20 protein-coding genes and 1 pseudogene are annotated in these 22,582 nt (G+C 67.3%); 11 read left to right on the forward strand and 10 right to left on the reverse strand.

The window, feature by feature from the left end:
• Window positions 1-183: 183 nt before the first annotated feature.
• Window positions 184-852, forward strand: coding sequence for a peroxiredoxin-like family protein (locus tag VL15_RS15550; protein WP_048246520.1), 669 nt, complete (start codon window positions 184-186; stop codon window positions 850-852).
• Between the two features lie 71 nt (window positions 853-923).
• On the forward strand, window positions 924-1,640 hold the full coding sequence (locus tag VL15_RS15555) for an SDR family oxidoreductase (RefSeq protein WP_048246521.1): 717 nt from the start codon (window positions 924-926) through the stop codon (window positions 1,638-1,640).
• A 46-nt stretch (window positions 1,641-1,686) separates the two neighbouring features.
• On the opposite strand, the gene VL15_RS15560 is transcribed toward VL15_RS15555, so the two are convergent.
• Both VL15_RS15560 and VL15_RS15565 read right to left on the reverse strand, forming a co-directional pair.
• On the reverse strand, window positions 1,687-2,592 hold the full coding sequence (locus VL15_RS15560) for a LysR family transcriptional regulator (RefSeq protein WP_048246522.1): 906 nt from the start codon (window positions 2,590-2,592) through the stop codon (window positions 1,687-1,689).
• Between the two features lie 216 nt (window positions 2,593-2,808).
• On the reverse strand, window positions 2,809-3,810 hold the full coding sequence (locus VL15_RS15565; RefSeq protein ID WP_048246575.1) for an AraC family transcriptional regulator: 1,002 nt from the start codon (window positions 3,808-3,810) through the stop codon (window positions 2,809-2,811).
• A 228-nt stretch (window positions 3,811-4,038) separates the two neighbouring features.
• Here VL15_RS15565 and VL15_RS15570 point away from each other — a divergent pair.
• Window positions 4,039-5,162 (forward strand): annotated as a pseudogene (locus VL15_RS15570) (alkene reductase).
• Between the two features lie 75 nt (window positions 5,163-5,237).
• Here the strand turns inward: VL15_RS15570 and VL15_RS15575 are convergent.
• The 3 genes from VL15_RS15575 to VL15_RS15585 form a co-directional block, all read right to left on the reverse strand.
• A complete protein-coding gene (locus VL15_RS15575; RefSeq protein ID WP_048246523.1) occupies window positions 5,238-6,365 on the reverse strand; it encodes a porin in 1,128 nt (375 codons plus the stop codon).
• 193 nt (window positions 6,366-6,558) lie between these two features.
• A complete protein-coding gene (locus VL15_RS15580) occupies window positions 6,559-7,440 on the reverse strand; it encodes an endo alpha-1,4 polygalactosaminidase (protein WP_048246524.1) in 882 nt (293 codons plus the stop codon).
• A gap of 107 nt (window positions 7,441-7,547) precedes the next feature.
• Window positions 7,548-9,683, reverse strand: a complete 2,136-nt coding sequence (locus VL15_RS15585) for a glycoside hydrolase family 36 protein (protein ID WP_048246525.1) — start codon at window positions 9,681-9,683, stop codon at window positions 7,548-7,550.
• A 387-nt stretch (window positions 9,684-10,070) separates the two neighbouring features.
• Between VL15_RS15585 and VL15_RS15590 the strand changes: the two genes are divergently transcribed.
• From VL15_RS15590 to VL15_RS15615, 6 genes are read left to right on the forward strand one after another with little or no spacing between them, the layout of a single operon-like run.
• Window positions 10,071-10,973 (forward strand): DMT family transporter, encoded by a 903-nt coding sequence (locus VL15_RS15590; RefSeq protein ID WP_048246526.1) that lies wholly within the window; start codon window positions 10,071-10,073, stop codon window positions 10,971-10,973.
• Window positions 10,970-12,265 (forward strand): D-tagatose-bisphosphate aldolase, class II, non-catalytic subunit, encoded by a 1,296-nt coding sequence (locus tag VL15_RS15595; RefSeq protein WP_048246527.1) that lies wholly within the window; start codon window positions 10,970-10,972, stop codon window positions 12,263-12,265. The genes VL15_RS15590 and VL15_RS15595 overlap by 4 nt, the downstream gene beginning before the upstream one ends.
• 22 nt (window positions 12,266-12,287) lie before the next feature.
• Window positions 12,288-13,457, forward strand: a complete 1,170-nt coding sequence (locus VL15_RS15600) for an SIS domain-containing protein (protein ID WP_048246528.1) — start codon at window positions 12,288-12,290, stop codon at window positions 13,455-13,457.
• Window positions 13,454-14,428: an N-acetylglucosamine kinase gene (locus VL15_RS15605; protein WP_048246529.1), complete on the forward strand. Its 975-nt coding sequence runs from the start codon at window positions 13,454-13,456 to the stop codon at window positions 14,426-14,428. Before VL15_RS15600 ends, VL15_RS15605 begins: the two co-directional genes overlap by 4 nt.
• A gap of 34 nt (window positions 14,429-14,462) precedes the next feature.
• Complete coding sequence (locus tag VL15_RS15610) at window positions 14,463-15,275, forward strand: DeoR/GlpR family DNA-binding transcription regulator (protein ID WP_230684467.1); 813 nt, start codon at window positions 14,463-14,465, stop codon at window positions 15,273-15,275.
• Between the two features lie 32 nt (window positions 15,276-15,307).
• Window positions 15,308-15,847, forward strand: coding sequence for a GNAT family N-acetyltransferase (locus VL15_RS15615; RefSeq protein WP_048246531.1), 540 nt, complete (start codon window positions 15,308-15,310; stop codon window positions 15,845-15,847).
• A 30-nt stretch (window positions 15,848-15,877) separates the two neighbouring features.
• Here VL15_RS15615 and VL15_RS15620 read toward each other — a convergent pair whose 3' ends face one another.
• From VL15_RS15620 to VL15_RS43815, 3 genes are all read right to left on the reverse strand, one after another.
• The gene (locus VL15_RS15620) at window positions 15,878-16,099 is read right to left on the reverse strand and encodes a hypothetical protein (RefSeq protein WP_048246532.1); all 222 of its coding nucleotides are present in this window, start codon (window positions 16,097-16,099) and stop codon (window positions 15,878-15,880) included.
• Between the two features lie 22 nt (window positions 16,100-16,121).
• Window positions 16,122-16,505 (reverse strand): hypothetical protein, encoded by a 384-nt coding sequence (locus VL15_RS15625; protein ID WP_048246533.1) that lies wholly within the window; start codon window positions 16,503-16,505, stop codon window positions 16,122-16,124.
• 149 nt (window positions 16,506-16,654) lie between these two features.
• Complete coding sequence (locus tag VL15_RS43815) at window positions 16,655-16,891, reverse strand: hypothetical protein (RefSeq protein WP_419188672.1); 237 nt, start codon at window positions 16,889-16,891, stop codon at window positions 16,655-16,657.
• A 285-nt stretch (window positions 16,892-17,176) separates the two neighbouring features.
• Between VL15_RS43815 and VL15_RS15635 the strand changes: the two genes are divergently transcribed.
• Window positions 17,177-17,881: a hypothetical protein gene (locus VL15_RS15635; RefSeq protein ID WP_155420234.1), complete on the forward strand. Its 705-nt coding sequence runs from the start codon at window positions 17,177-17,179 to the stop codon at window positions 17,879-17,881.
• A gap of 82 nt (window positions 17,882-17,963) precedes the next feature.
• On the opposite strand, the gene VL15_RS15640 is transcribed toward VL15_RS15635, so the two are convergent.
• Both VL15_RS15640 and VL15_RS15645 read right to left on the reverse strand, forming a co-directional pair.
• Window positions 17,964-19,820, reverse strand: a complete 1,857-nt coding sequence (locus VL15_RS15640; protein ID WP_048246536.1) for a tannase/feruloyl esterase family alpha/beta hydrolase — start codon at window positions 19,818-19,820, stop codon at window positions 17,964-17,966.
• A gap of 91 nt (window positions 19,821-19,911) precedes the next feature.
• Window positions 19,912-21,048 (reverse strand): porin, encoded by a 1,137-nt coding sequence (locus VL15_RS15645; RefSeq protein WP_048246537.1) that lies wholly within the window; start codon window positions 21,046-21,048, stop codon window positions 19,912-19,914.
• A gap of 567 nt (window positions 21,049-21,615) precedes the next feature.
• Here VL15_RS15645 and VL15_RS15650 point away from each other — a divergent pair.
• Window positions 21,616-22,554: a LysR family transcriptional regulator gene (locus VL15_RS15650; RefSeq protein ID WP_048246538.1), complete on the forward strand. Its 939-nt coding sequence runs from the start codon at window positions 21,616-21,618 to the stop codon at window positions 22,552-22,554.
• Window positions 22,555-22,582 lie beyond the last annotated feature (28 nt).

The following is a 22,582-nucleotide window of genomic DNA, read 5'->3' on the forward strand; positions in this document are numbered from 1 at the left end:
GGCGCACTGCGTCGATCATCGCCGCGACGCAGGATCCGCCGCCGCCATTCCCGCCGGGAATGGAAGTTATGCGTGCGCGCCCGCTACCGACGCGAGAGCGCTTCGCCGAAGATGGGTTCCACGACGAGCCGATCGCTCGCCAGCCACGCAACCCGACTTCCATTCATTCACAGGAGATTCGCCATGTCGCTCCAGGACAAACTCGACGCATTCAAGGCCGACTTCAAGGCGGGCAAGCCGCCGTACCACGCGCCGCCCGAAATCCACCCGATCATGGAACGCGCGACGGCCGAACTGATCGCGAGCGGCCAGGCCGCCCGTGCGATCAAGGCCGGCGATCGCGCGCCGACGTTCCGCCTGAAGGACCAGGACGGCAACGACGTATCGTCCGTCGACCTGCTCGCGAAGGGGCCGCTGGTCGTCACGTTCTATCGCGGCGTCTGGTGCCCGTATTGCAACCTCGAACTGCAGGCGCTGAACGAGGCGCTGCCGCAGCTCCAGGCGCTCGGCGCGAACGTGGTCGCGATTTCGCCGCAAACAGCCGTCAACAGCCGCAAGTCCGTCCGCACGAATCATCTCGGCTTCCCCGTGCTGGTCGACGCACACGGCGAGACAGGCGCCGCGTTCGGCCTGCGCTTCAACCTGCCCGACTATCTGGTCGACCTGTACACGATGCTGAAGAACGACCTGCCGGCATTCAACAACGATCCCGGCTGGACGCTGCCGATGCCGGCACGCTACGTGATCGGCCAGGACGGCATCGTGCTGTACTCGGAAGTCAATCCCGACTACACGCATCGCCCCGATCCGTCGGACATGTTCCCCGTCATCGACAAGGCCGTGCACGCGTAAGCGCGTGCCGCCGCGCCACCGCACGTGGCGCGGCGACTCTTCCTGTTTTCCTATTTCATCTGGAGTCCTCTATGACCGCACGCACTTTTCTCGTCACCGGCGCGACCAAGGGGATCGGACGCGCGCTTGCCGAACGGCTGGTGCGCACCGGGCATCGCGTCATCGGCCTCGCGCGCGACGACGCGGAGTTCCCGGGCGAACTCGTTCGCGTCGATCTCGCCGACAGCCAGGCGACCGGCGCCGTGCTGCAAGCACTCGTGCAGCGGCACGCGATCGACGGCGTCGTGAACAATGTCGGCCTCGTACGCCCGCAGTCCGTCGGCGACGTGACGCTCGGCGACCTCGACGACGTACTCGCGCTGAACCTGCATCCGGCCGTCCAGACCGTGCAGGCACTGCTGCCCGGCATGCGCGAGCGCGGCTGGGGGCGCGTCGTCAACCTTTCCAGCCTGACCGTGCTCGGCATCGTGCAGCGCACCGCGTATGCGGCGGCGAAAGCCGCGCTGGTGAGCTTTTCGCGATCGTGGGCGCTGGAACTCGCGAACACGGGCATCACCGTCAATGCGGTGGCGCCCGGGCCGACGGAAACGGAACTGTTCCGCGCCAACAATGCACCGGGCAGCGAAGGCGAGCAGCGTTATCTCGCCGCCGTCCCGATGGGGCGCTTCGGCAAGCCCGACGAAATCGCGGCGGCGATCGCGTTCCTGCTGTCGGACGATGCCGGCTTCATGACGGGACAGACGCTCTACGTCGACGGCGGCGCGTCGATCGGCAAGGCGCCGTTCTGAGCGGCGACCACGGGTCGGTGAAAACGGCGGCCCTGCCCGGCCGCCTTCATTGCGCCGATGCGGGCTCGCCGTCCGCCAGCGTCTGTTCGACGAATTCGACGAACGCGCGGGCGCGGGCCGTCACGAGCCGGCCGGCCGGAAACACGGCCCACAGGTCGATCGGCGGCAGTTCCCAGTCGGTCAGCACGGCCTGCACGGCGCCGGACGCGAGCTCGGGCGAGAACATCCAGCGCGACGCGACCGCCAGCCCCATGCCGGCGATCACGGCGGTCCGCATTCCTTCGGCCGCGCTGACGCGCAGGCGCCCTGAAACCGCGACCGCGACTTCGGCACCGTTCCGGTTGAACGACCAGGTTTCGCCGCCGCCCCGCTGCGAATACACGATCGCCTGGTGACGGGCGAGATCGGCCGGCGCTTTCGGAATGCCCGCCCGCGCGAAATACGCCGGCGTGCCGACGACGAGCCGCGGGCTGCGCGCGATGCGCCGCGCGATCATCGACGAATCGACCAGCTCGCCCATCCGCAGCGCGACGTCGGTGCCCTCTTCCAACAGATCGATGTTGCGGTCGTCGAGTGCGAGATCGATCTCCAGATCGGGATGCCGGCTCAGGAATGTGTCGAGCAGCGGCAGCACATGCAGGCACGTGAAGCTCACGGCGGCGCTCACGCGCAGCTTGCCGGACAGGCTCGCGGACGCATCGCGCACCACGTGCTCGGCCTGATCGGCCTCGCGGATCGCGAGCTTCGCGTGTTCGTAGAAACGCTGTCCGGCGTCGGTCGTCGTAAGCCCGCGTGTCGAGCGCAGCAGCAGACGCACGCCGAGCCGCTCCTCGAGCTGCGCGATCGACTTCGAGATGGCCGGCTGGCCGAGATTCATCCGCTTCGCGGCCGCCGAGAACGAACCGGCTTCCACGACGCTGACGTAGGTCTCCATTGCCGCGAGTCGATCCATGCGCTGCTTCTCCGTGTTCGGGTGCCGTGCGGCACGACCATGCCGGCAGTCGGCATGCCGTTCGCGCAAATTGTAGTACGACGCTCGCGCGAACCTGGGTCGAACCGGCGGCTGCCGCGCTGTTCCTCGCGTCGGACGACAGCGGTTGTGTGGTCGATGGCGGGCGGGCCCGGGTGTGACAACCGCAACCGGAGCGGACAACCGCCCGCTTCGGACCTACTCCGCGTCGCCGGCCTCGCCATCGTCCGGCGCCGCCGCATCGTGCCGGTCGCCGAGCGACTGACGCCGCCAGTCGCCGGGCGTCATCCCCGCCCAGCGCGTGAAGACGCGGCGAAACGCAGCGACCGACTGGTAGCCGACGTCGGCCGACACGGCTTCGGCGCTGGCCGACGGCTGGCGCAGCGCATTCGCGGCGAGGCTCATCCGGATGTCCGTCAGCAGGTCGGCTGCCGAGTGCCCGAGCTTCGACTGGAAGTGACGCATGAACGTCGCGCGCGACATGCTGCACAGCGCGGCCAGCTCGGGCAGCGTCCACGGCCTCGCCGGATCGTCGAGCATCGCAACGATCGCGGGCGCGAGGCGCGGATGGCCGGCCAGCGCCAGCAGGCCGGTCGGCGCCTGCCCCGATTCGCTGACCGCGCGCAGCGCGAGCGCGAACAGCGCCGCCGACAGCGCATTCAGGATCGCGAGGCCGCCGAGCTGCTGCTCGAGCGATTCCGCCCGCATCAGCTCCACGAGGGCGGTCAGCCGCGCGGTGGCGGCCAGCGCGTCGGGCACCCGGCTGTCCGTCGCCGCGCGCACGACGAGATCCGGCGGCAGGTGGCGCCGGATCAGCCGGTCGTGCGGCGGCGCGACCACGAAGCGTCCGCACAGCATGTCCAGCCGCTCGCCCGTGCCCGCGTTCTCGCCGATGAAAACGTGACCGCCGGGCCGCTTGATCGCCGGCAGCGCCGGCAGCCCGCTACCGTCGTGCAGCACGTGCGGCGAGCTGTGCGGCAGCAGCACGAGGTCGCCGCCGCCGAGTTCGCGCACCGTGCCGTCGTCCGGATTCTCGAGGATCGCGCGACCGCGCAGCACGACGTGATACGGGATCTCGCACGCGGGCGACCGCTCGTACGTAACCGCCCACGGCGCGCCGAACGCGCAGCGGATTTCGAGCTTCCCCGTGACCGTGACGAGCGCGATGAAGCGGCTGAGCCAATCGGATTCGAGCGTCATGTCGAGTGATGGAGGCGGATCGGAAGTGCGGCGCGCACACGTCATGCGTCGCGTGAAGTTCCGATTATCGCGCGGGAAGGCGATGTCATCGCGCGCGGCAGCGTTGCGGGCCGCGTTATTGCCGGCCATTCCGCTGCGGAATGGGTTTTATCGCCGCGGCCGGCCTACTGGCGCGCGGCGTTCGGGACGAACATCGAGTCGTCCAATACCCGTTCCAAGGAGAACGCCATGAACAAGCTGTTCAATCCGCTGCAGCTCGGCCCCGTCACACTCAACCACCGCGTCGTGCATGCACCGGTGACCCGCATGCGCAGCGAACCGGGCAACGTGCCGGGCGACCTGATCGTCGAGTACTACACGCAGCGCGCGACCGACGGCGGCCTGCTGATCACGGAGGCCACCGCAATCTCGCCGCTCGCGATCGCGTATGTGGATGCGCCGGGGATCTATACCGAGGCCCAGGTCGCCGGCTGGAAGCGGGTCGTCGACGCCGTACACGCGAAAGGCGCGCGCATCTTCCTGCAGCTCTGGCATGCGGGCCGTCAGGCGCATCCGGCCAACACGGGCGGCTTGACGCCCATCGCGCCGTCCGCGCGGCGCTCGCTCGAACATGCGGCGATCCGCGATGTGCACGGCGGGATTACCGAAGCCGAACTCGTCGAGCCTCGTCCGCTCGCGCTGCACGAGATCCCGGGCATCGTCGAGCAGTTTCGCGCCGGCGCGCAACGCGCAAAGGCGGCCGGTTTCGACGGGGTCGAACTGCACGCGGCGAACGGCTACCTGCTCGACCAGTTCCTGCTCGACGGCGCGAACGACCGCACCGATGCCTACGGCGGCCCGATCGAGAATCGCGCGCGCTTCCTGTTCGAGGTCGTCGATGCGACGGTGTCCGTCTGGGGCGCCGGGCGCGTCGCGGTGCGGTGCGGCTGTCGCCGAGCGGTTCTTACGGCACGGTATCCGACAGCGATCCGCACGCGACGTTCGGTTATGTCGCGCGGCGCCTGAACGACTACGGTCTCGCGTATCTGCACGTGATCGAGCCGCGGATTCGCGGCAACGAGGAAAATGCGGACGCAAGCGAACACGACGTATCGGCGAAGGACCTGCGCCAGGCGTTCCACGGCACGATCGTCGCGGCCGGCGGCTTCACGCGCGACAACGCGGAACAGATCCTCGCGGATGGCCACGCCGATCTCGTCGCATTCGGCCGCATGTTCATCTCGAACCCCGATCTGCCGGAACGGCTCCGGACCGGCGCGCCACTGACGCGCTACGACCGCACGACGTTCTATGGCGGCGATGCGCGCGGGTATACGGACTATCCGTTTCATCGGGAAGCCGCGGTGGCGTAACGCGGGAGCGGCTGCTTGCGCGGGCGAGCGTCCGGGAAATCCGCACGTTCGCCGTCGCACAGGCCGGCAGAGGGCTCAGAACCGGTGCCGAATGCCGACGATCGCGAGCAATTGCGAATTCGTGCCGGCGTCGACGTTGTACGACCCGATCACGGCCTGGGCCGGCCCGCTCCCGTTGAAGCCGTTCGCGTGCTGATAACCGACGGTCGTATAGAGGTCGGTGCGCTTGCTCAGCAGATAGTCGACGCCGACGTTGACCTGGTGATAACGCGCGGACGAATCGCCGTCCGACCACGTGAAGTGGTAGCCGACGATGGCCAGCAGCGCCGGCTGCGCCTGCCATTGCGCGAACGCGGAACCGTTCCTGTAGCGCTCCGCATGCACGAACGTCGACGACGCGTCGGGACGGTATTCGCTGAAGCTGAACGCCGCGCCGACCGTCACGTTGCCGATCGCATATTGCGCACCGGCACGCGCGATCCCGATCGAACGGGCCGACGCATACGCGCGACTGACCGCGCTTTTGAAGAACGAATCGGCCGACGACACGCCGCGCGTCGAACGAATCGCATTGCCGTTGTCGACGTGCAGGTAGCCGGCCGCCGCGCTCAGCGGACCGTCGGCATAACCCATCGCGCCGGAATACACGAGGCCCGATCCCGACGCGCCGGCCACGCCGCCCGGCGCGGCCATCGCCGCGACCGTCACGCCGTGCCATGCCGCGCTCGTCCATTTGACCGCGTTGCTGAACGTCACGCTGCTGTCGTAGTTGTCGACGTCGCCGGGCGGCGCGAAGAGCCCGCTGAACGCGTCTGCCGTGATCGGCTGCACGAGGTCCGTGACGGGATCGTTCTGCCTGCCGAGCGTCAGCTTGCCCCACGTATCGGACGCGATGCCGACGAACGCCTTCGAACCGAACAGCCGCCCGCCGTCGAGCTGCCCGCTCGCGACGTCGAAGTTGTTTTCCAGCGTGAAGATCGCGTTCATCCCGCCGCCGAGACCCTCGCTGCCGGTCAATCCCCATTCGTTCGACGACAGCGCGCCCGACGACATCGACACACGCGACTGCCCTCCTTCCGCGTGATTCAGATAGGCGATTCCCGTATCGATCGTGCCGTACAGCGTGACCGAGCCTTCCGCGCGTGCGGCGACGGAAAGCGAAGCCGCAACGACGGCGCCTGCAATCAGCATGCAATTTTTCATCGTGTCTATGGATAAGTACTGCGAATCGATATGAACGAACGTCGTCAGGACGTCGGCCGTGCGTTGCGCATCGGTTTCGGGCCGCGCCGGTTCACGGCATCGTGACGCTCGCGGACGCGCACGCCTGGGCACGCGGCGTGCGCGCGCGAGCATCAGTCACACGGGTTCGCCCGTCGCGGCGGGCGCGGCCGGATCAGGATGCTTCGCAGCTGAACCGGTAGCTGTCGTCGAGCTTCTTCGCCAGCACGAGCGTGCGCATGTTCAGGGCGCGCGCCGCATCGCACAGCGTGCGCTGCCCGCTCGGCGTGCGGTACTTGCTCGCGTACTCGGCGTTCAGCACCGGCTTGTTCTTCGATGTGAACACCGTGTAACCGCCGCACTCCTTGTGCTCGTTGCATTCCTCGTTCACCGCGAAATCGAACGACGGCTCGAGAGCCACGAGCTGGTCGACGTCGTTCTTCAGCCCGACCGCCAGATTGCGCTTGTGCGCCTCGTTGGCGATGAACACGTTGAACGCATACTGATCGCTGTCCTGCAGCGGGAAACCCGTGTCGTTCGCATAACCGTCGACGTTGTCGGGCTCGACGCCGTCGCACCCTTTCGACACCGCGCGATCGAGGCGGGCCGTCATGATGTCCCGGACGTTGCTCGAACGGATGTCGAGCCAGCGCTCGCCTTCCCAGTCGTCGAGCTTCTTGCCCTGGTCGGATTCCTTGAACTTCGAGAAATCGGGCCGCCAGTTCTCGGAACTCCCCGCCGAGAAATAGCAGACGACCTTGCGCCCGGCCTGCTTGAGCGCCGCGATGGTCGCCGGATCGGTATCGAACAGGTCGATGTCGTAGATGGCCACGTCGTAGGACGTGTTGAGCTTGCCCCTGAGCTGCCATTGCCACGTGTCGGATACGACGGGCGCCCAGTGCGAGCCGGCACGCACGGGCGTCGGCGCGGCCGGACGGGTCGCGGCAAAGGCCTTGGACGACAGCGGGTCGGATGACCCGTCGCCGCAGGCCTGCAGGATCGATGCGCACAGCGCGAGCGCCGCGACACACGAAAGGTTGCGTACGGTTTTTTTCATCGATGCTTCTCCAGTGGAGGGGTCGGGATGACGAATGGAACTGCGGGTTGCGGAACTGCCGGGTTGCTCGGTGACGCGAGATGATGCCGGGTGACGCGAGGTGACGCTCAAGCGTCGAGCGGTTCGGCGCGCAGCAGCGCCGCATGCTCGAAGCGCAATGTGATCGCGGCCTGCCCGGGTGCGACGTGGCCGACCGTGCGATTGCCGTTCGCGTAGTCGACGATCCGGTACAAGCGGTCGGGCTGCAGGCCGCGCAGCGCGATGGAGCCGCTCCAGCGGTCGGCGTAGAACGCGTAATGCAGCACGCCGTCCTTTTCCACGACGTGCGCCTCCGGCTTGTCGAACGCGATGTCGTAGAGCTCGCCGCGATAGCGGCCCTCGGCGAGCCGGTGCGCGTTGTACACGCCGACCCAGTGCCGCCACGCCTGCTCGTGCTCGGGTGTCAGCAGGAACGAGTTCTTCGGCTTCGGATCGACGGGCCACGTGAACTTCGTCGAGATGACGGCGCCGACGCCGACCGCCGACGCGAAATCGCGCCCGCCGTCGCTCAGTTCGACGTGGTCGCCCGCATACGCGGACGACGCGCCCATCAGCGCCTTCAGCGTCTTGCCCTTGTGGCGAACCTGCCAGCTCGACAGCGGATCGGACGCGGGCGCCTGGTCGATATAGCGCATGTTGTGGAACGCGTACGCGGTGCCGCACGGACACACTTCGACGACGGCGTCCGGCTTGAGCGCATGCGCGGCGTCATGGAACACGCGGTAGAAATCCGCGAGATGCTCGACCGACTCCTCCGGCCGCGCGTGCTGGTGCGCGGGGTTATAGCAAGGCGCGACGCCGTTCAGGTGCTGGCCGTCGATCTTCATCCCGTCGAAACCCCACTCACCGATCACCTTCTTCACGAGCGTGGCGATGTGCGCCTGGGTCTTCTCGTAGGCCGGGCACAGATAGAAGCTGTTCCACCACGTGATCGCCTGCGGCGCGCCGTCCGCGTCGAGCAGCAGCATGTCGGTGTTGTCGTGCAGTTCGTCGCTGCCCGGTGCGACCGCGAGCGGCGCGATCCACAACCGCGCCTTCTGCCCGCGCGCATGGATGTCGTCGACGAGCGCCTTCATGTCCGCATCGCCGGCCGGGAATTTCGCGCGGTCGGGCACCCAGTCGCCGGTCCGCCGTTGCCAGCCGTCGTCGAGCACGACCCACTTGAAACCGAGCGCCTGCACCTTCGGCAACGTGGCGCGCACGTAGTCGAGGCTGAACTGGCGCTCGTAGCCCCACGCGCACCAGATCGGCTCGTACGCGCTTGCCGGCGGCGGCGGCGCATGGAACCCCTGCGCGCCCATCATCTGGCGGTAGGTATCGAGCGCGACGAAATAGTCGCCGTCGTGCAGCATCACGAACGCGGTCGGCGTGTCGAGCGTCGCGCCCGGCGCGAGCGTCACCGTCTTCTCGCCGCGCAGGCCGAGCGCGACTTCGTTGCGCACCGCCTTCACCGGCAGCGACACGAGGCGCGGCACGGTGTCGAGATGGCCGAGCGCGATGCCCTGGTCGCGCCGCCACACGTCGACGACGGGCGTGCCGCCGCCGTAGTCCGACGCGTTCATGCCCATGAAATTGCGCTGGTCGAAGCCGGCCTTCACCGGCTGCACCCAGTCGCGCCGGTCCGCATGGCTCGCGCCCGAATAGGTCCAGTAGCCGCCCGCGCCGGCGGCGGCCGGCAGCAACCGGTGCGCGCCGACGTTCCATGCGCGGATGTCGGCCGCCTGCGCGCCGACATTGCGAAACTGCGTGTCGATCAGCGCGACACCCGGCCGCGCGTCGAGCAACGTGATGCGCAGCGTCTTCTCGAAGCCCTCCGCCGAGCGCCCGACCAGCCGCAGTTGCCGCCCCGAGCCGAACGCGGTCGCGACTTCCGCATGCGCGGCGTCGACGATCGCGAAGCGGTCGATCGTGCGCACCGGCCGCGTGTCGGGCGCGGGGCCGTCCGGCGTCGGCGCCGGGGCCGGGCCGATCAGCTGTTCGAGCGTCTCGCTCGTATCGAAACGGGTCAGCGCGCGCGTGCCGCCGCCTCGGCGGACGGCCAGCCGGCAGCGCATCGCCGAATCGAACTCGATCACGAGCCGGTCATCGCGCAGCGCGACGCGCCGCGGTTCGCCGCCGTGGGCATCGCGCACGCCGACACCGACCAGGATCGGGCTCGCCGCGCCGGCGGCCAGCCACTGCACGAACGCGCGCCGCGTGGTCATGGGCGCACCTCGCGGCAAAGCGGCGCGCCGGCGCCGCCGACGGCCGGCGCGCGCCGGGTTGGCCGGCCGGCAAACCCGGCGGGCCGAAGAAATCGAAAGGAAAAGCAAGCGTTCATACGAGGTTCCTCGTGAAGAAGGGCTGTGCGCCGACACATCCGCATCGTGCAGATCGGCAATCTAGTTCATCTTTCGTTTTCTTTCGTTTGTGGTTTACACTAATAACGAAAGATATCGAAAGAACATAGATTGGCGGCTCCCGGCAGGTGATTCTGATGTTTCTTTGTGAAACACCGTCGGGAGTGGCCCATCGATTGCTTCCGAGTATGCTCGCTCAGCGAAAAACGAAAGCATTCGACGGTTCTGAATCATCTTCGAAAGACGCGACCGATGCAAAACAACTGGCTTGTCCACGCGCTCGTCACGACCCTGCTGTGGGGCGTGTGGGGCGCATTCACCGGTTTGCCCGCCGAACAGGGCTTCCCCGATACGCTGATCTACGTGGTGTGGGCGTTCACGATGATTCCTCCCGCGCTGGTCGCGCTGGGGCGCGCCGGCTGGCGCGTGCGGCACGACAGCCGCTCGCTGGCGCTCGGGCTGGCCATCGGGCTGCTCGGCGCGGGCGGACAGATGCTGCTGTTTCGCGCGGTCGAATCGGGGCCGCCGTATCTCGTGTTCCCGATCGTGTCGCTGTCGCCGGCGCTGACGATCGCGCTGTCGTTCCTGCTGCTGCGCGAACGCACGGGCAAGCTCGGCCTGGCCGGGATCGTGCTCGCGCTCTGCTCGCTGCCGCTGTTCGATTTCCAGTCGGGCCAGGGGCCCGCCAGATTCGGGTTGTGGTTCGCGCTCGCGCTGCTGGTGCTCGTCGCATGGGGGCTGCAGGCGTACTTCATCAAGATCGCGAACGCGTCGATGGATGCGGAATCGATCTTCTTCTACATGGCGCTGACCGGCCTGCTGTGCGTGCCGTTCGCGCTGTGGATGACCGACTTCGGCCGGACGATCAACTACGGGATCAGCGGCCCGGGCCTCGCCGCCGTCATCCAGGTGCTGAACGCGATCGGCGCGCTGACGCTCGTCTACGCGTTCCGCTTCGGCAAGGCGATCGTCGTGTCGCCGCTCGTCAATGCGGGCGCGCCGTTGCTGACGTCAGTGATCTCGATGGCCGTCACCGGCACGGCGCCGACCGGCAGCAAGCTGACGGGCATTGCGCTGGCGCTGCTGGCCGCGCTGCTGCTCGCGCTGCAGCCGGAAAACGCGACGGCCGCCAACGCAGCGGGGGAATCGGCGTGAACTACCTGCTCGATCTCGTTCGCCGTCACAAACAGTCGCCCCGGCACGCATCGCGCGGCGGGCCCGCGATCGGCATCCCGTCCGTGTGCTCCGCGCATCCGGTCGCGATCGCCGCCGCGCTGCGCGAATGCGCGGCGCTCGATCGCCCCGCGCTGATCGAAGCGACCTGCAACCAGGTCAACCAGGACGGCGGTTATACGGGGATGACGCCGCACGACTTCCGCCGCTACGTGTTCGACATCGCCAGGCGCGAACGCGTGAGCCCCGACGCGATCCTGCTCGGCGGCGATCACCTGGGCCCGAACGCGTGGCGCCGGTTGCCGGCCGCGCACGCGATGGACAAGGCCGAGACGATGGTCGCGCAGTACGTCGCGGCCGGTTTCCGCAAGCTTCATCTCGACTGCTCGATGTCGTGCGCGGACGATCCGTCGCCGTTGCCCGAAGCCGAGATCGCGGCGCGCGCCGTGCGCCTGTGCCGCGCCGCCGAACACGCGTGGGCAGCCGGCTCGCCGCGCGGCGAGCCGCCGGTCTACGTGATCGGTACGGAGGTGCCGGTGCCCGGTGGCGCGCACGAGACGCTCGACGCGCTGGCCGTCACCACGCCGGACGCGGCCGGCGCGACGCTGGCGCTGCACCGCGACGCATTTGCGCGCGCGGGCCTCGACGATGCGTGGTCGCGCGTGATCGCGATGGTCGTGCAGCCCGGCGTCGAGTTCGATCATCACCAGGTCATCGACTACGACGCCGGCAAGGCCCGCGCGCTGAGCGCATTCATCGAACGCGAACCCGCGCTCGTATTCGAAGCGCATTCGACCGATTACCAGACGCCCGACAATCTCACGCAACTCGCACGCGATCACTTCGCGATCCTGAAGGTTGGACCGGGCGTGACCTTCGCGATGCGCGAAACGCTGTGGGCGCTCGCCGCGATCGAGCGCGAATGGCTCGGCCGCGACGACGGCTTCATCGCGACCGTGCTCGGCGTGATGCGCGACGAACCCGCGCACTGGCGCGACTACTACGCGGCCGGTGCACAGCTCGATCTCGACCTCACATACAGCCTGAGCGACCGGATCCGCTACTACTGGACCCATCCGGCCGTGCAGCGCGCGTGTGCCGACCTGCTCGCGCGTCTCGACGCGTCGCCGCCGCCGCTCACGCTGATCAGCCAGCATCTGCCGCGCCAGTACGAGGCCGTCCGCGAAGGGCGGCTCGACCTGCGTGCCGGCGCCCTGTTGCAAGACGGCACGGCCGCCGCCGTCCGTCCGTATCTTCACGCGTGTGCCGCGTGACCGACTCTCCTCTGAACTGCTCATGGAATTTTTCGACCTCGATCCCGCTGACCTTGCCCGCCGCCACGCCGCCCACACCGCGCGCGAAATCGCCCAGCAGCCCGACGTATGGCCCGACGTTCACGCGGTCGTCGACGCACAACGCGCGGCGCTCGACGCATTTCTCGTGCCGCTTCTCGCCGATCCCGGCCTGCGCATCGTCCTGACGGGCGCCGGCAGCTCGGCCTTCATCGGACAGTGCCTCGTCCCCGCGCTGCGGCACCGCTTCGGCGGCCGCGTCGAAGCGGTGGCCACCACCGACATCGTCGCGTGCCCCGGCGAAACGCTGCAGCCCGGCGTGCCGACGCTGCTCGTCTCGTTCGCGCGCTCGGGCAACAGCCCCGAAAGCGTCGCGGCCGTCGAGCTGGCGGACCGCTTCGTCGACGGCTGCCACCATCTCGTGTTCACGTGCGCGGCCGACGGCATGCTGAACCGGCACCTCGGCACGCATCCGCGCGCGCACGTCGTGCTGCTACCGGAGGCCACGCACGACCAGGCGTTCGCGATGACGTCCAGTTTCAGCGGCATGCTGCTCGGCGCGGCCTGGGCCTTCGACGTGACCGGCATGCCGGTCGAACCGCTGGCCAACGCCGCGTGCACGCTGCTGCGCGAGCAGGCATCGCGGATCGCCGCGCACGTGCGGCAGTTGCCCGAGCGCGTCGTCTATCTCGGCAGCGGCACACTGCTCGGGCTCGCGCGCGAAGCCGCGCTGAAGCTGCTGGAGCTGACCGACGGGCTGATCGTCGCGATGGCCGAATCGCCGCTCGGCTTCCGACACGGCCCGAAGACGTTCCTGGACGAGCGCACGCTCGTCGTCGTGCTGCTGTCCGGCGATCCGCATACGCGCCGCTACGATCTCGACCTGCTGCGCGAACTGCGGCGCGAAAACCGTGCGGCCGGCATACTGTCGGTCGGCGTCGCGCCGGCCGACGGCACCGCAACACTGCCGTCCGACGACGACCTGACCGTGCCGCTACCGCCTGGCCTGCCCGATCTCGCGCTCGCGCCCGTTGCGCTGATTCTCGCGCAGTGCTTCGCGCTGCTCGCATCGCTGCGGCTCGGGCTCACACCCGACAATCCGAGCGCATCCGGCACCGTCAACCGCGTCGTGGCGGGCGTCACCATTCATCCGTATGCGGGGCAGCCCACATGACTCCACTCTTTCTCGGCATCGACGGCGGCGGCACGAAAACCGCCTTCATGGTGATCGACCAGCAAGGCCGTATCCTCGCGCGCCATGAAACGACCACCAGCTACTACCTCGAAATCGGCATGGATGCGCTGCGCACGCTGCTCACCGACGGCGTGCACGCGGTGCTGGCCGCGGCGGACGTCGCGCGCGACGAGATCGCGTACGCGTTCGCCGGCTTGCCCGCCTACGGCGAGGACAGCCGCCTGCTGCCCGAACTCGACGGCCTGCTCGCCCCGTTGTTCGACCACGGCCGCTACCGGATCGGCAACGACATGGTGTGCAGCTGGGCCGGCACGCTGGCCGGCGGCGACGGCATCAGCATCGTCGCCGGCACCGGGTCGATCGCGTACGGGCAGCTCGAAGGCCGCACCGCGCGCTGCGGCGGCTGGGGCGAGATCTTCGGCGACGAGGGTTCGGCGTATTGGCTCGCACGCGAAGGACTCGCCGCGTTCTCGCGGATGGCCGACGGCCGCGTCGCTCGCGGGCCGCTGTTCGACATCGTGCGTGCGCACTTCTCGCTCGAACACGACCTCGACCTGTGCGCGGCGGTGAATTCGGGCGCCGTGCGCAGCCGCTTCGCACAGTTGTCGCGGCTCGTGATCGATGCGGCGCGCGCGGGCGACGCGCACGCGCATGCGCTGATCGAACGCGCGGCCGACGAACTCGCGCGGCTCGCGGCCGGCGTCGCGCGCGCGCTCGACTGGCCGCCCGGCCAGCCGCTGCCCGTGTCGTATTCGGGCGGCGTGTTCAACGCGGGGGCACTCGTGCTCGATCCGCTGCGCGATGCGCTCACCCGCGTCGTGCCGCATGCCGTGCTCACCGCGCCGCGGCTCGGCCCGCATGTCGGCGCGGCCGTGCATGCGGCCCGGCTGGCGGGCCGGCCGCTCGGCCCGTCGGCATTGCGTGCGCTCCAGCCCGGGCAGGGGTTTTGATATCATTTCGGCTCCCTGTCTTGCCGAAATGGACATGCCCGCTCACCGAGTGCCTCCATCGCCTGCCGTCGATCACGCGCCGCTGCTCGTCGAGGAACGTCGACGCCTGATCTGCGAACTGGTCCGCGAACGGGAGAAAGTCACCGTCGAGGAGCTGGCCGAGCGTTTCGGCATTTCGCTCGTCACGGTGCGCAGCGACCTGAATGCGCTCGCGGCGGCCGGCGCGGTGCTGCGCACGCACGGCGGCGCGCTCGTGCTGCGCGAGAGCGACGAAGTGCCGATCGCGGTCAAGCAGAAGCTCCGTCACGCGGAGAAGGTGCGGATCGCGACGGCCGCTGCCGCGCTGATCGGCGACGGCGAAACGATCCTGCTCGACTCGGGCAGCACGACCGAGGAAATCGCAAAGCAGATCCTCGCGATGAAGCTGCAATCGCTGAACGTGATCACGAATGCACTCAACGTGGCCGTGCTGCTCGCGGCCGCGCCGCACATCAACCTGATCATGCCGGGCGGTCAACTGCGGCCGAATTCCTATTCGCTGTCGGGTCCGCAGGCCGTCGTCGCGCTGCAGGGGCTGTACGCGGACCGGCTGTTCCTCGGCGTCGACAGCCTCGACCCCGAGATCGGCCTGATGACGCCACACCTGCTCGAAGCACAGCTCAACGCGCAGATGCTGAAGATCTCGCGCCAGGTGATTGCGGTAGCCGATTCGTCGAAACTGATGAAGCGCAACCTGTCGGTGATCGCGAGCGTCGAGCAGCTCGACATGCTGATCACCGATACGGGCGCCGATCCGGCCGTGGTCGACGACCTTCGGCAACGCGGTATCGACGTGCTGACGGTCTAGCCGTTCCATTCAACACCTCCCCGGAAACCACGATGCCGCCCGTCTCTTCCCCGCCCGTTCTCGACACGCCGCGCCTCGTCCTCGAAGGCCATCCGCTCGGCGATTTCGACGCGCTCGCCGCGATGTGGGCCGAGCCGGATGTCGTTGCGCACATCTTCAACGGCGCGCCGTCCGCGCCGCGCGACTCGTGGATGCGCATGCTCGCGTATCGCGGGCTGTGGCCGCTGCTCGGTTACGGCTACTGGGCGATTCGCGAGAAAGCGTCGGGCCGTTATGTCGGCGATCTCGGCTTCGCGGATTTCCACCGGATCGTCGAACCGTCGATTCGCGGCGTGCCGGAAGCCGGCTGGGCGCTCGCGACGTGGGCGCACGGCAAGGGTTATGCAACCGAAGCGCTCGCGGCCGCGCTTGCGTGGCTCGATACGCAGCAGCGGTTCGAGCGCAGCGTGTGTTTGATCGCGCCGACGAATGCCGCGTCGATCCGCGTGGCGGAGAAAGCCGGGTATGGTGAGCCGACGCGGATCCGCTTCAATGACGCCGATTCGTTGCTGTTTTCACGCAAGAGCCGGTAGGCGCGGGCGTCCCGGCCGCCAGGAATCGAGTCACCTAGCCACCGGTTCGTAGAAGTGCTCGAAGTGGCCGTGGTCCATCGGCCAGCAGTTTCCGCACTCGTCGAGCAGAATCCAGTCGCCCGGCATCACCGAACGCCAGCCTTCCGGCGTCGCGACCGCCCACATGCCCTGATGGCGCTCCACCCGGTCATGGTCGCCGTCGACGAACCACCGGGTTGCCTCGACATGACTGGTGCGTTTTCTGAATCTCATGTCACCCCCTAGGAAACGAATATCAGCCTCGCGTGGCCGGCCGGGCAGCGAGTCGCGTACCCGCGCGGGAAGAAACACAGCGCGATGCCGCAGCGCCCGCGTCGAGCGACCTCTGGTGCGCCTTCAGCTCGTTCGTCGCTACCCCGGTCTCATGCAACGCCATCCGGCACTCGGCGACGAGCGCCAGCAACGTTTCGCGTGCGGCGGTGGAGATCCGGACATCGATCTCCTGCATTCTCCTGAGCGCCGCAAGAACCTCGTCCGGTTGATCGGGCGCAAGCGCAGCCACGAACCTCAAACGTGTCTCGGCGGCCCGGACAGCCTCGCTCCAGTCGGCCCGCTCAATCGCGACTTCGATCGCGTTCGTGAGCGCATCGAGATTTTGGACGACTTGCAGCGTTACCATTTCGCACTCCTGTCAATAGCTCGTTGTCCGCTTGCCTGCCCGTCGAGAGCCGGTACGACGCGAACCCGACCCGTACGCGTTCGATTCCGGGCATGCGCGAGATGACTCGACGCTTCGATACGACCGGGAAACAGAGGCGTCACGGGACGTCATGCGCACGTGTCAGGTGCGGGGATTGTAGGGAACGATACGCGGCGACGTCGGTAATATTTTGTATTGATATGTCGAGTAACCTTGCCTGGCCTCGCATCGGCCCGCGCGGGCGACGTTCGCGACAGCGGGTTTTCGCAAACGTTTTCGCCTGAAGAATGCCCGAACACGGCCTTGCCGAACTGTTCGGGCGGGATGCGCGACGGCGCCATCAACAGCACCGCGAGATTCTGCATCCCGCACTGCTTGCCATGCTTGTCGAGCGCCAATGATCGCCCAAGCGGCATGCAAGCCGTGTACGGAGCCGGATTTACAACCTGGCTTCGTCGAGACACAACCCGATCAGCGGACCCTCATCCCGCTTGACTTCATCGACGCGCCAGTCGTAAATGCCTCGATGACCGGGCGATCGACACCCGCGGCCTGCCCACCCGGTCGAATCGCTTCCGCCCGCGCGCGGGCAGCGTGGTGCCCGTCGAGAAGCCAATCACGACCCTCCGCGCCCATTGACGAGACAACCGATGCGACTCCGACACCGCCGAACGCGCTTTGGCACATTGGCCACGCCGGCGCTGCTGTCCGCGCTGTTTCCGTCGGTCAGCCATGCCGAAGCGGGCGAACTGGGCGGCATCGCGATGGCCGCGGTCACCTTCTCGTCGACAGTCTGGGTCGTGCTGACGGTGGTGGTATTCGTGTGGTTCCTGCGCCGGCTGCCGCTGCTGAAACGGCTCGCGTGTACCGTGCTGTTTTTCTGCCTGCCCGCATTGTTGATCGGCGGCATGGCCCTCTGGGAATACGCGCTCGACGGCTACACCGACAGGCCCGAGGTCACGACCAAACCGCTGGTGGTGCTCGGCGTCACCTTCCCGCCCGGGAGTCAGGCCCACTACGACGGCGCCGGCGGCTTGTTCGGCTGGGGCGCAAAACGCACGCTGCAGTCGATTCACGGCCCCCGCCCCGTCCTGCTGGGCAACGTGCCGATCGACGGCCTGATCTTCATCCCGGAAAACTGTTGCGACCGCGCCAGGGCTGAAGTCAGCGCAGGTACGATCGTCGACGGATTGCCTTGCGGCGATGCGATGTTCGACCTCACACCGACGGGCCCTGCGTTGAGGTCGTGCTTTCTCGCCGCGCCGGTTACGTGGCACGGGAATCCATTAGCCGCCGGGTCCTATATCGACCTCACGGCACCGATGGGTCTCCAGGGATTGCAGGACACGAAATAGATCCCGGCAACGCGTCGTAGCCGACCCTTCGCGACACCAGATACGCGCGGCCTGCTCCGCCGCGCGCATCCCGTCCCAGCCTCTACCGGCACGAATAGTTCGCCGCATCCTTGATCGACCCCGAACCGTTGTACGTGGCCTTCGTCGGATACATGCACACCGGCTGGCTCGCGCTGCCGTCCGCCGATGTCAGCGTGATGCTCGTCGGCGCGCTCCCATGCTCGACCCAGTCGACCAGCTTCGCATACAGGTCCTGCCGGTCGGCGTTCGGCAGCGGCACCGTATTCGCCGTTTGCGCGGGGCCGGCCGTGCCGTTGACACCGCCGTAACCGCTGCAATGCCCCATGCCGGGAACCAGGAACAGCCGGTCGAACTGCTGCACGGCCGGGATTCCGCCCATCCGGCTCGCCACGCGTTCGTAGTAGTTAATGCTGCCGGACGGCGTGATCAGCGGATCGGCGAGACCGTGGTAATGCAGCACCTTCGCGCCGGTCTTCACGAGCCCCGACAGATCCGGATTGTCGGTATTGATGTTGCCGAACGACGGCTGCAGCGCGATGCCCTGATCGTATGCGTTCGCAAGACCCGCATAGCTCAGGCCCTTCCACTTGTTCGCGCCGTTTCCGGTCGCGTTCGCGAAGCTGGACCCTGCGATCGTCGGATCCTGCAGTTCCAGCGCAACGAGGTCGGTCGAGATACTGAACGGCGACGATCCGGCCAGCGCGCCGGTAAGGGTTCCGCGCATCAGGCCGAACCACAGCTGATCGCTCGCCAGCGACGTTGCCGTGCCGATGTCGGCAGCCGGGCTCGGCACCGAACCGTCGCGCGTCATCCCGTACCAGGTCTTGTTCATCGACGTTGCTTGCGCGGCCGTCACGCACGCGGCCGTTGCATTCGTCCCCGTGACGGCGCCGATCTTCACGCCGGCGCACAGTACGTTCGCGTCCTGAGTCGGATCGTAGCGACACTGGGCCGGATCCATCAGATAACCCAGATGCTGGCCGCCGACCGAATCGCACGCGCTCACGGCCGCCCCCGACAGCAGCGTCTGTTGCGCGTCGGTCAGCGTCACGCCGCCCAGATCGTTTTGCGCGACGACCTGCGGATAGAGCTCGTTCGTAATGAACTTCGACCAATTAAACGCAGGCGCGCCGTTCAGATAGCCGTCGTAGTCGGACGGATTGTTCTGCACCTCGTTGTAGCCCTGCCGGCCGCCCGTCGAGCAGCCGTCCCAGTACGCGTACTTCTGCGGCGTCGCATAGTACGCGGCGACCAGTGCCTTCGTCTTCAGCGCCAGCTCGTGCAGGCTCCGCTGCGCGAAGTCGCCCCACAGCGTCGTGTTGATGGTCCCGTCCGGATTCATCGCAAACGAGCCGTTCGTGACGGCATGACCGGTGTCCGTCGTGCCGACCACCGCACCCTCGGCGGCCGCGATCGTCGCCGCGCCCGGCACGCCACCGGCGCTGGCGATCTGCGTCGGGTCGTCATAGGCGCCGCCTTGCCAGCCGCCGCCGCCGAGATTGTGGATCCGGTGATTCCAGTTCGACGGCGTGGGCAGCCAGATTTCCATGCCGATGCCCGCTGACGTCGACGGCGCGCCCGCCGGCCCCGCATTGCCCGGGCCGACGTTCAGCTTGACGAGACACAGATCGCTTCCGGCAACCGGCGTCGCGGACGTGGCCGCCGATGCAGCGAGCACGAGCGGATCGCCAGCCTTGAACGCCTTCACGGCAATCACGGTGGTGTTCGCGTCCGGCGCGAAGCGCGCTTTCATCGTGTCGTTGCATGCCAGCGCAACGGATGTCGCGCCGCCGCCGGACGCCGCCACGTCGTGATCGTTACAGCCTGACAGCGCCAGGCTTCCGAGCGCGGATGCGACCGCCACTACCCCCAAACGCCATCCACTGCGGCCGTCGTTGCCGCCGATCGTCGATTTCATATCGTCCCTCCGTCTTCTTTCGTGTTATTTGCCTGCTTGAAAGCGAACCGGCGCGCACCGATTCGCTCCGTGGTCGTTCGAAGCGACTCGCTCAGAACATGTGCCGGATACCGGCCATCACACCGACCTGGTTTTGCCCCGGTGCGGGCGTCGTGCCGCCACCGCCGGCGCTGATCGTGAAGGCGGCGTGCGCGCTGTTGGCGAGGTACGCGCCCTGCAGATAAACGGCCGTCTGCTTCGACAGGAAGTAGGTGCCGCGCAACGCGCCGAGCGTCGCGCGTGCATCCTGGCCCGAGACGTTGACGTGATAGACGCCGCCATCGACCAGGAAAGCGGGCGTCACGTAGTAATTCGCGGTGAGATAGAACAGGTTCGAGTGCACGTTCGGGCCGCCCGACGAATCGGTGTCCACCCAGCGACCGATCCAGCCGCCGCCGAACTTCACGCCGAACGCGTTGACGTAGCCGTTGACCTGCGCGCGGTCGTCCTTGTCGCCGTTCGACGTCAGCGGCATCGGCTTGAGGCCGTCGAAGAAGTTCGCGGCAGCGGTCGCGCCGCCGCCGCGCTGTTCCTCATACGACGCGGCCGCGCCAAACGACGTCGAATCGTATTTGAGCATCGCCGACCACAACCGGCACACGGTCATGTCGCCGGGCGTCGAGCCCGCGCACGTACCCTGCCCCGGCGAGTTTCCCGTCCCGGCCGAATCGCGGCCGAACGAGTACATCGCGCCAGCCGTCCATCCGCCGAACTTGCCGCGCCACGCAACGGCGTTATCGGCGCGGCCGTTCGGGATGTACGCGTCGAGGGACGGCAGCCCGTAGATGTTCGGGCCGAGCAGGTCGGAATCGAGCACCGCGTAATACGTCATCGTGTACTGACGGCCGAACGACAGCGTGCCGTACGGGCTGTCGATTCCGACCCAGCTTTGCCTCCCGAACAACCTGCCGCCCTGTCCCATCGTGCCGCTGCCGACATTGAAACCGCTCTCGAGCGCGAAGACGGCCTTGTAACCGCCGCCGAGATCCTCCGATCCGCGCAGCCCCCAGCGCGACGGCAGCTCGCCGGTGATCGAAGGCATGCGCACGATGCCCTTCCCCTCGGCATTGGCGTGCGACACGTATTCGACGCCCGTATCGATCACGCCGTACAACGTCACGCTGCTTTGCGCAAAGCCTGCCGTCGTGAATCCGAGCAAAGCTCCGCCTACGAGATGCTGAAATCTCATTCCGTCTCCAAACGTTGATAGGGGTAATTCTCGTTTCTTCGGATAACTGATCAGCTATCCGGAATCGATGGATTTATTTCCGCTGATTCGACGCTACGCCCGCCGATGTACGGCAAGCGCGAAACGCGGGTTCCTTTCTGAAAATCGCGACTGGGCCGGAGCAACACGGCATGCGCGTCGAGCGTCGACGCTGCCGTTCGACTCGCCGCGGGCTTCCGGCCGATGGGGAATGTGATCGGGGGGCGTCTCCTTGTTGCATGATTCCGTTCGGGTTTGCAACCTGTTTGCGACGATAGTAGCGACCACAATTTCACCAGTCCAACACCGAATGGGTATCAGCTTATATCTGCGAGGTATGAATGGGTTGGCCGCCCACACTTGGTGCACGGATGGCGTGCCGTGCCACATGAATCCATCTGCAAACCGAACTAATTTTCCTGAAAAAACCGACCGCGTCCGTGTCGAAGCTACCGTAGAATGAAGAACGCCAACTCACGGCCACATGGCGGCCCTCCGCCGTGTGCGGCTCCGGCTTCATCCCCCTCTCTCCATTCGACGGCAAGGAACATGGAGCTACGCCATCTGCGCTATTTCGTTGCTGTCGCCGAAGAACGCAGCTTCACGCGCGCGGCACAAAGGCTGCACATCGCGCAGCCGCCGTTGAGCCGACAGATCCAGCAACTCGAACAGCTGCTCGGCGCAATGCTGTTCGAGCGCGAATCGCGTCCGCTGAAGCTCACCGAGACCGGCCGCTTCTTCCTCCAGCATGCGGTTCAGTTGCTGGCGCAAACGGCCGAGCTCGAATCGATGACGCGCCGCGTCGGCAAGATCGAACGCAGCCTGTCGGTCGGCTTCGTCGGTTCGACGCTGTACGGGATGCTGCCGAAAGTCATTCGCCGCTATCGCGAGCGGCATGCCGAGGTCGAACTGAGCCTGCACGAGATGTCGACGATGGACCAGATCAAGGCACTCAAGGAAGGCCGTATCGACGTGGGCTTCGGGCGCATTCGCCTCAACGATCCGAGCGTGCGCCGCGTCGTGCTGCGCGAGGAACCGATGATCGCGGCGCTGCCGCTCGGCCATCGGCTGTGCGCGGCGAATGCGGCGCTGTCGCTGCACGACCTGCTCAACGAAACGTTGATCGTGTTTCCGAAGGCGCCGCGCCCGAGCTATGCGGATCAGGTACTCGCGGCGTTCCACGATCGCGCGCTCAAGCCGGCGCGCGTGCTGGAGACGCGGGAGCTGCAGGTCGCGCTCGGGCTCGTCGCGGCGGGCGAAGGCGTGTCGATCGTGCCGAAGAGCGTGTACGGGCTCAAACGCGACGACGTGTCATACCTGGATCTGGACGACGCCAGGCTCGTGTCGCCGATCATCATGAGCATGCGCATGCTCGACGAATCCGACGACATCGAACGCATGCTGCAGCTCATCTACGATCTGTACGACGAACACGGGATGGCGTACCTGCCAGCGACGGAACGCGCCGATCCGGCCTCGCGAAACTGAGCGGAAGCCGGACAGCCATGCATTTGCA

It is taken from the genome of Burkholderia cepacia, from assembly GCF_001039005.1.
Taxonomy (GTDB): domain Bacteria; phylum Pseudomonadota; class Gammaproteobacteria; order Burkholderiales; family Burkholderiaceae; genus Burkholderia; species Burkholderia theae.

Excerpts from the sequence above, each read along its gene's own strand:
- VL15_RS15560 (WP_048246522.1), bottom strand. The coding sequence starts at position 2,592 with ATGGATCGACTCGCGGCAATGGAGACCTACGTCAGCGTCGTGGAAGCC.
- VL15_RS15640 (WP_048246536.1), bottom strand. The coding sequence starts at position 19,820 with ATGAAATCGACGATCGGCGGCAACGACGGCCGCAGTGGATGGCGTTTG.
- VL15_RS15610 (WP_230684467.1), top strand. The coding sequence starts at position 14,463 with ATGCCCGCTCACCGAGTGCCTCCATCGCCTGCCGTCGATCACGCGCCG.
- VL15_RS15605 (WP_048246529.1), top strand. The coding sequence starts at position 13,454 with ATGACTCCACTCTTTCTCGGCATCGACGGCGGCGGCACGAAAACCGCC.
- VL15_RS15620 (WP_048246532.1), bottom strand. The coding sequence starts at position 16,099 with ATGAGATTCAGAAAACGCACCAGTCATGTCGAGGCAACCCGGTGGTTC.
- VL15_RS15585 (WP_048246525.1), bottom strand. The coding sequence starts at position 9,683 with ATGACCACGCGGCGCGCGTTCGTGCAGTGGCTGGCCGCCGGCGCGGCG.
- VL15_RS15580 (WP_048246524.1), bottom strand. The coding sequence starts at position 7,440 with ATGAAAAAAACCGTACGCAACCTTTCGTGTGTCGCGGCGCTCGCGCTG.
- VL15_RS15600 (WP_048246528.1), top strand. The coding sequence starts at position 12,288 with ATGGAATTTTTCGACCTCGATCCCGCTGACCTTGCCCGCCGCCACGCC.
- VL15_RS15590 (WP_048246526.1), top strand. The coding sequence starts at position 10,071 with ATGCAAAACAACTGGCTTGTCCACGCGCTCGTCACGACCCTGCTGTGG.
- VL15_RS15645 (WP_048246537.1), bottom strand. The coding sequence starts at position 21,048 with ATGAGATTTCAGCATCTCGTAGGCGGAGCTTTGCTCGGATTCACGACG.
- VL15_RS43815 (WP_419188672.1), bottom strand. The coding sequence starts at position 16,891 with ATGCAGAATCTCGCGGTGCTGTTGATGGCGCCGTCGCGCATCCCGCCC.
- VL15_RS15615 (WP_048246531.1), top strand. The coding sequence starts at position 15,308 with ATGCCGCCCGTCTCTTCCCCGCCCGTTCTCGACACGCCGCGCCTCGTC.
- VL15_RS15565 (WP_048246575.1), bottom strand. The coding sequence starts at position 3,810 with ATGACGCTCGAATCCGATTGGCTCAGCCGCTTCATCGCGCTCGTCACG.
- VL15_RS15575 (WP_048246523.1), bottom strand. The coding sequence starts at position 6,365 with ATGAAAAATTGCATGCTGATTGCAGGCGCCGTCGTTGCGGCTTCGCTT.
- VL15_RS15555 (WP_048246521.1), top strand. The coding sequence starts at position 924 with ATGACCGCACGCACTTTTCTCGTCACCGGCGCGACCAAGGGGATCGGA.
- VL15_RS15550 (WP_048246520.1), top strand. The coding sequence starts at position 184 with ATGTCGCTCCAGGACAAACTCGACGCATTCAAGGCCGACTTCAAGGCG.
- VL15_RS15635 (WP_155420234.1), top strand. The coding sequence starts at position 17,177 with ATGCGACTCCGACACCGCCGAACGCGCTTTGGCACATTGGCCACGCCG.
- VL15_RS15625 (WP_048246533.1), bottom strand. The coding sequence starts at position 16,505 with ATGGTAACGCTGCAAGTCGTCCAAAATCTCGATGCGCTCACGAACGCG.
- VL15_RS15650 (WP_048246538.1), top strand. The coding sequence starts at position 21,616 with ATGGAGCTACGCCATCTGCGCTATTTCGTTGCTGTCGCCGAAGAACGC.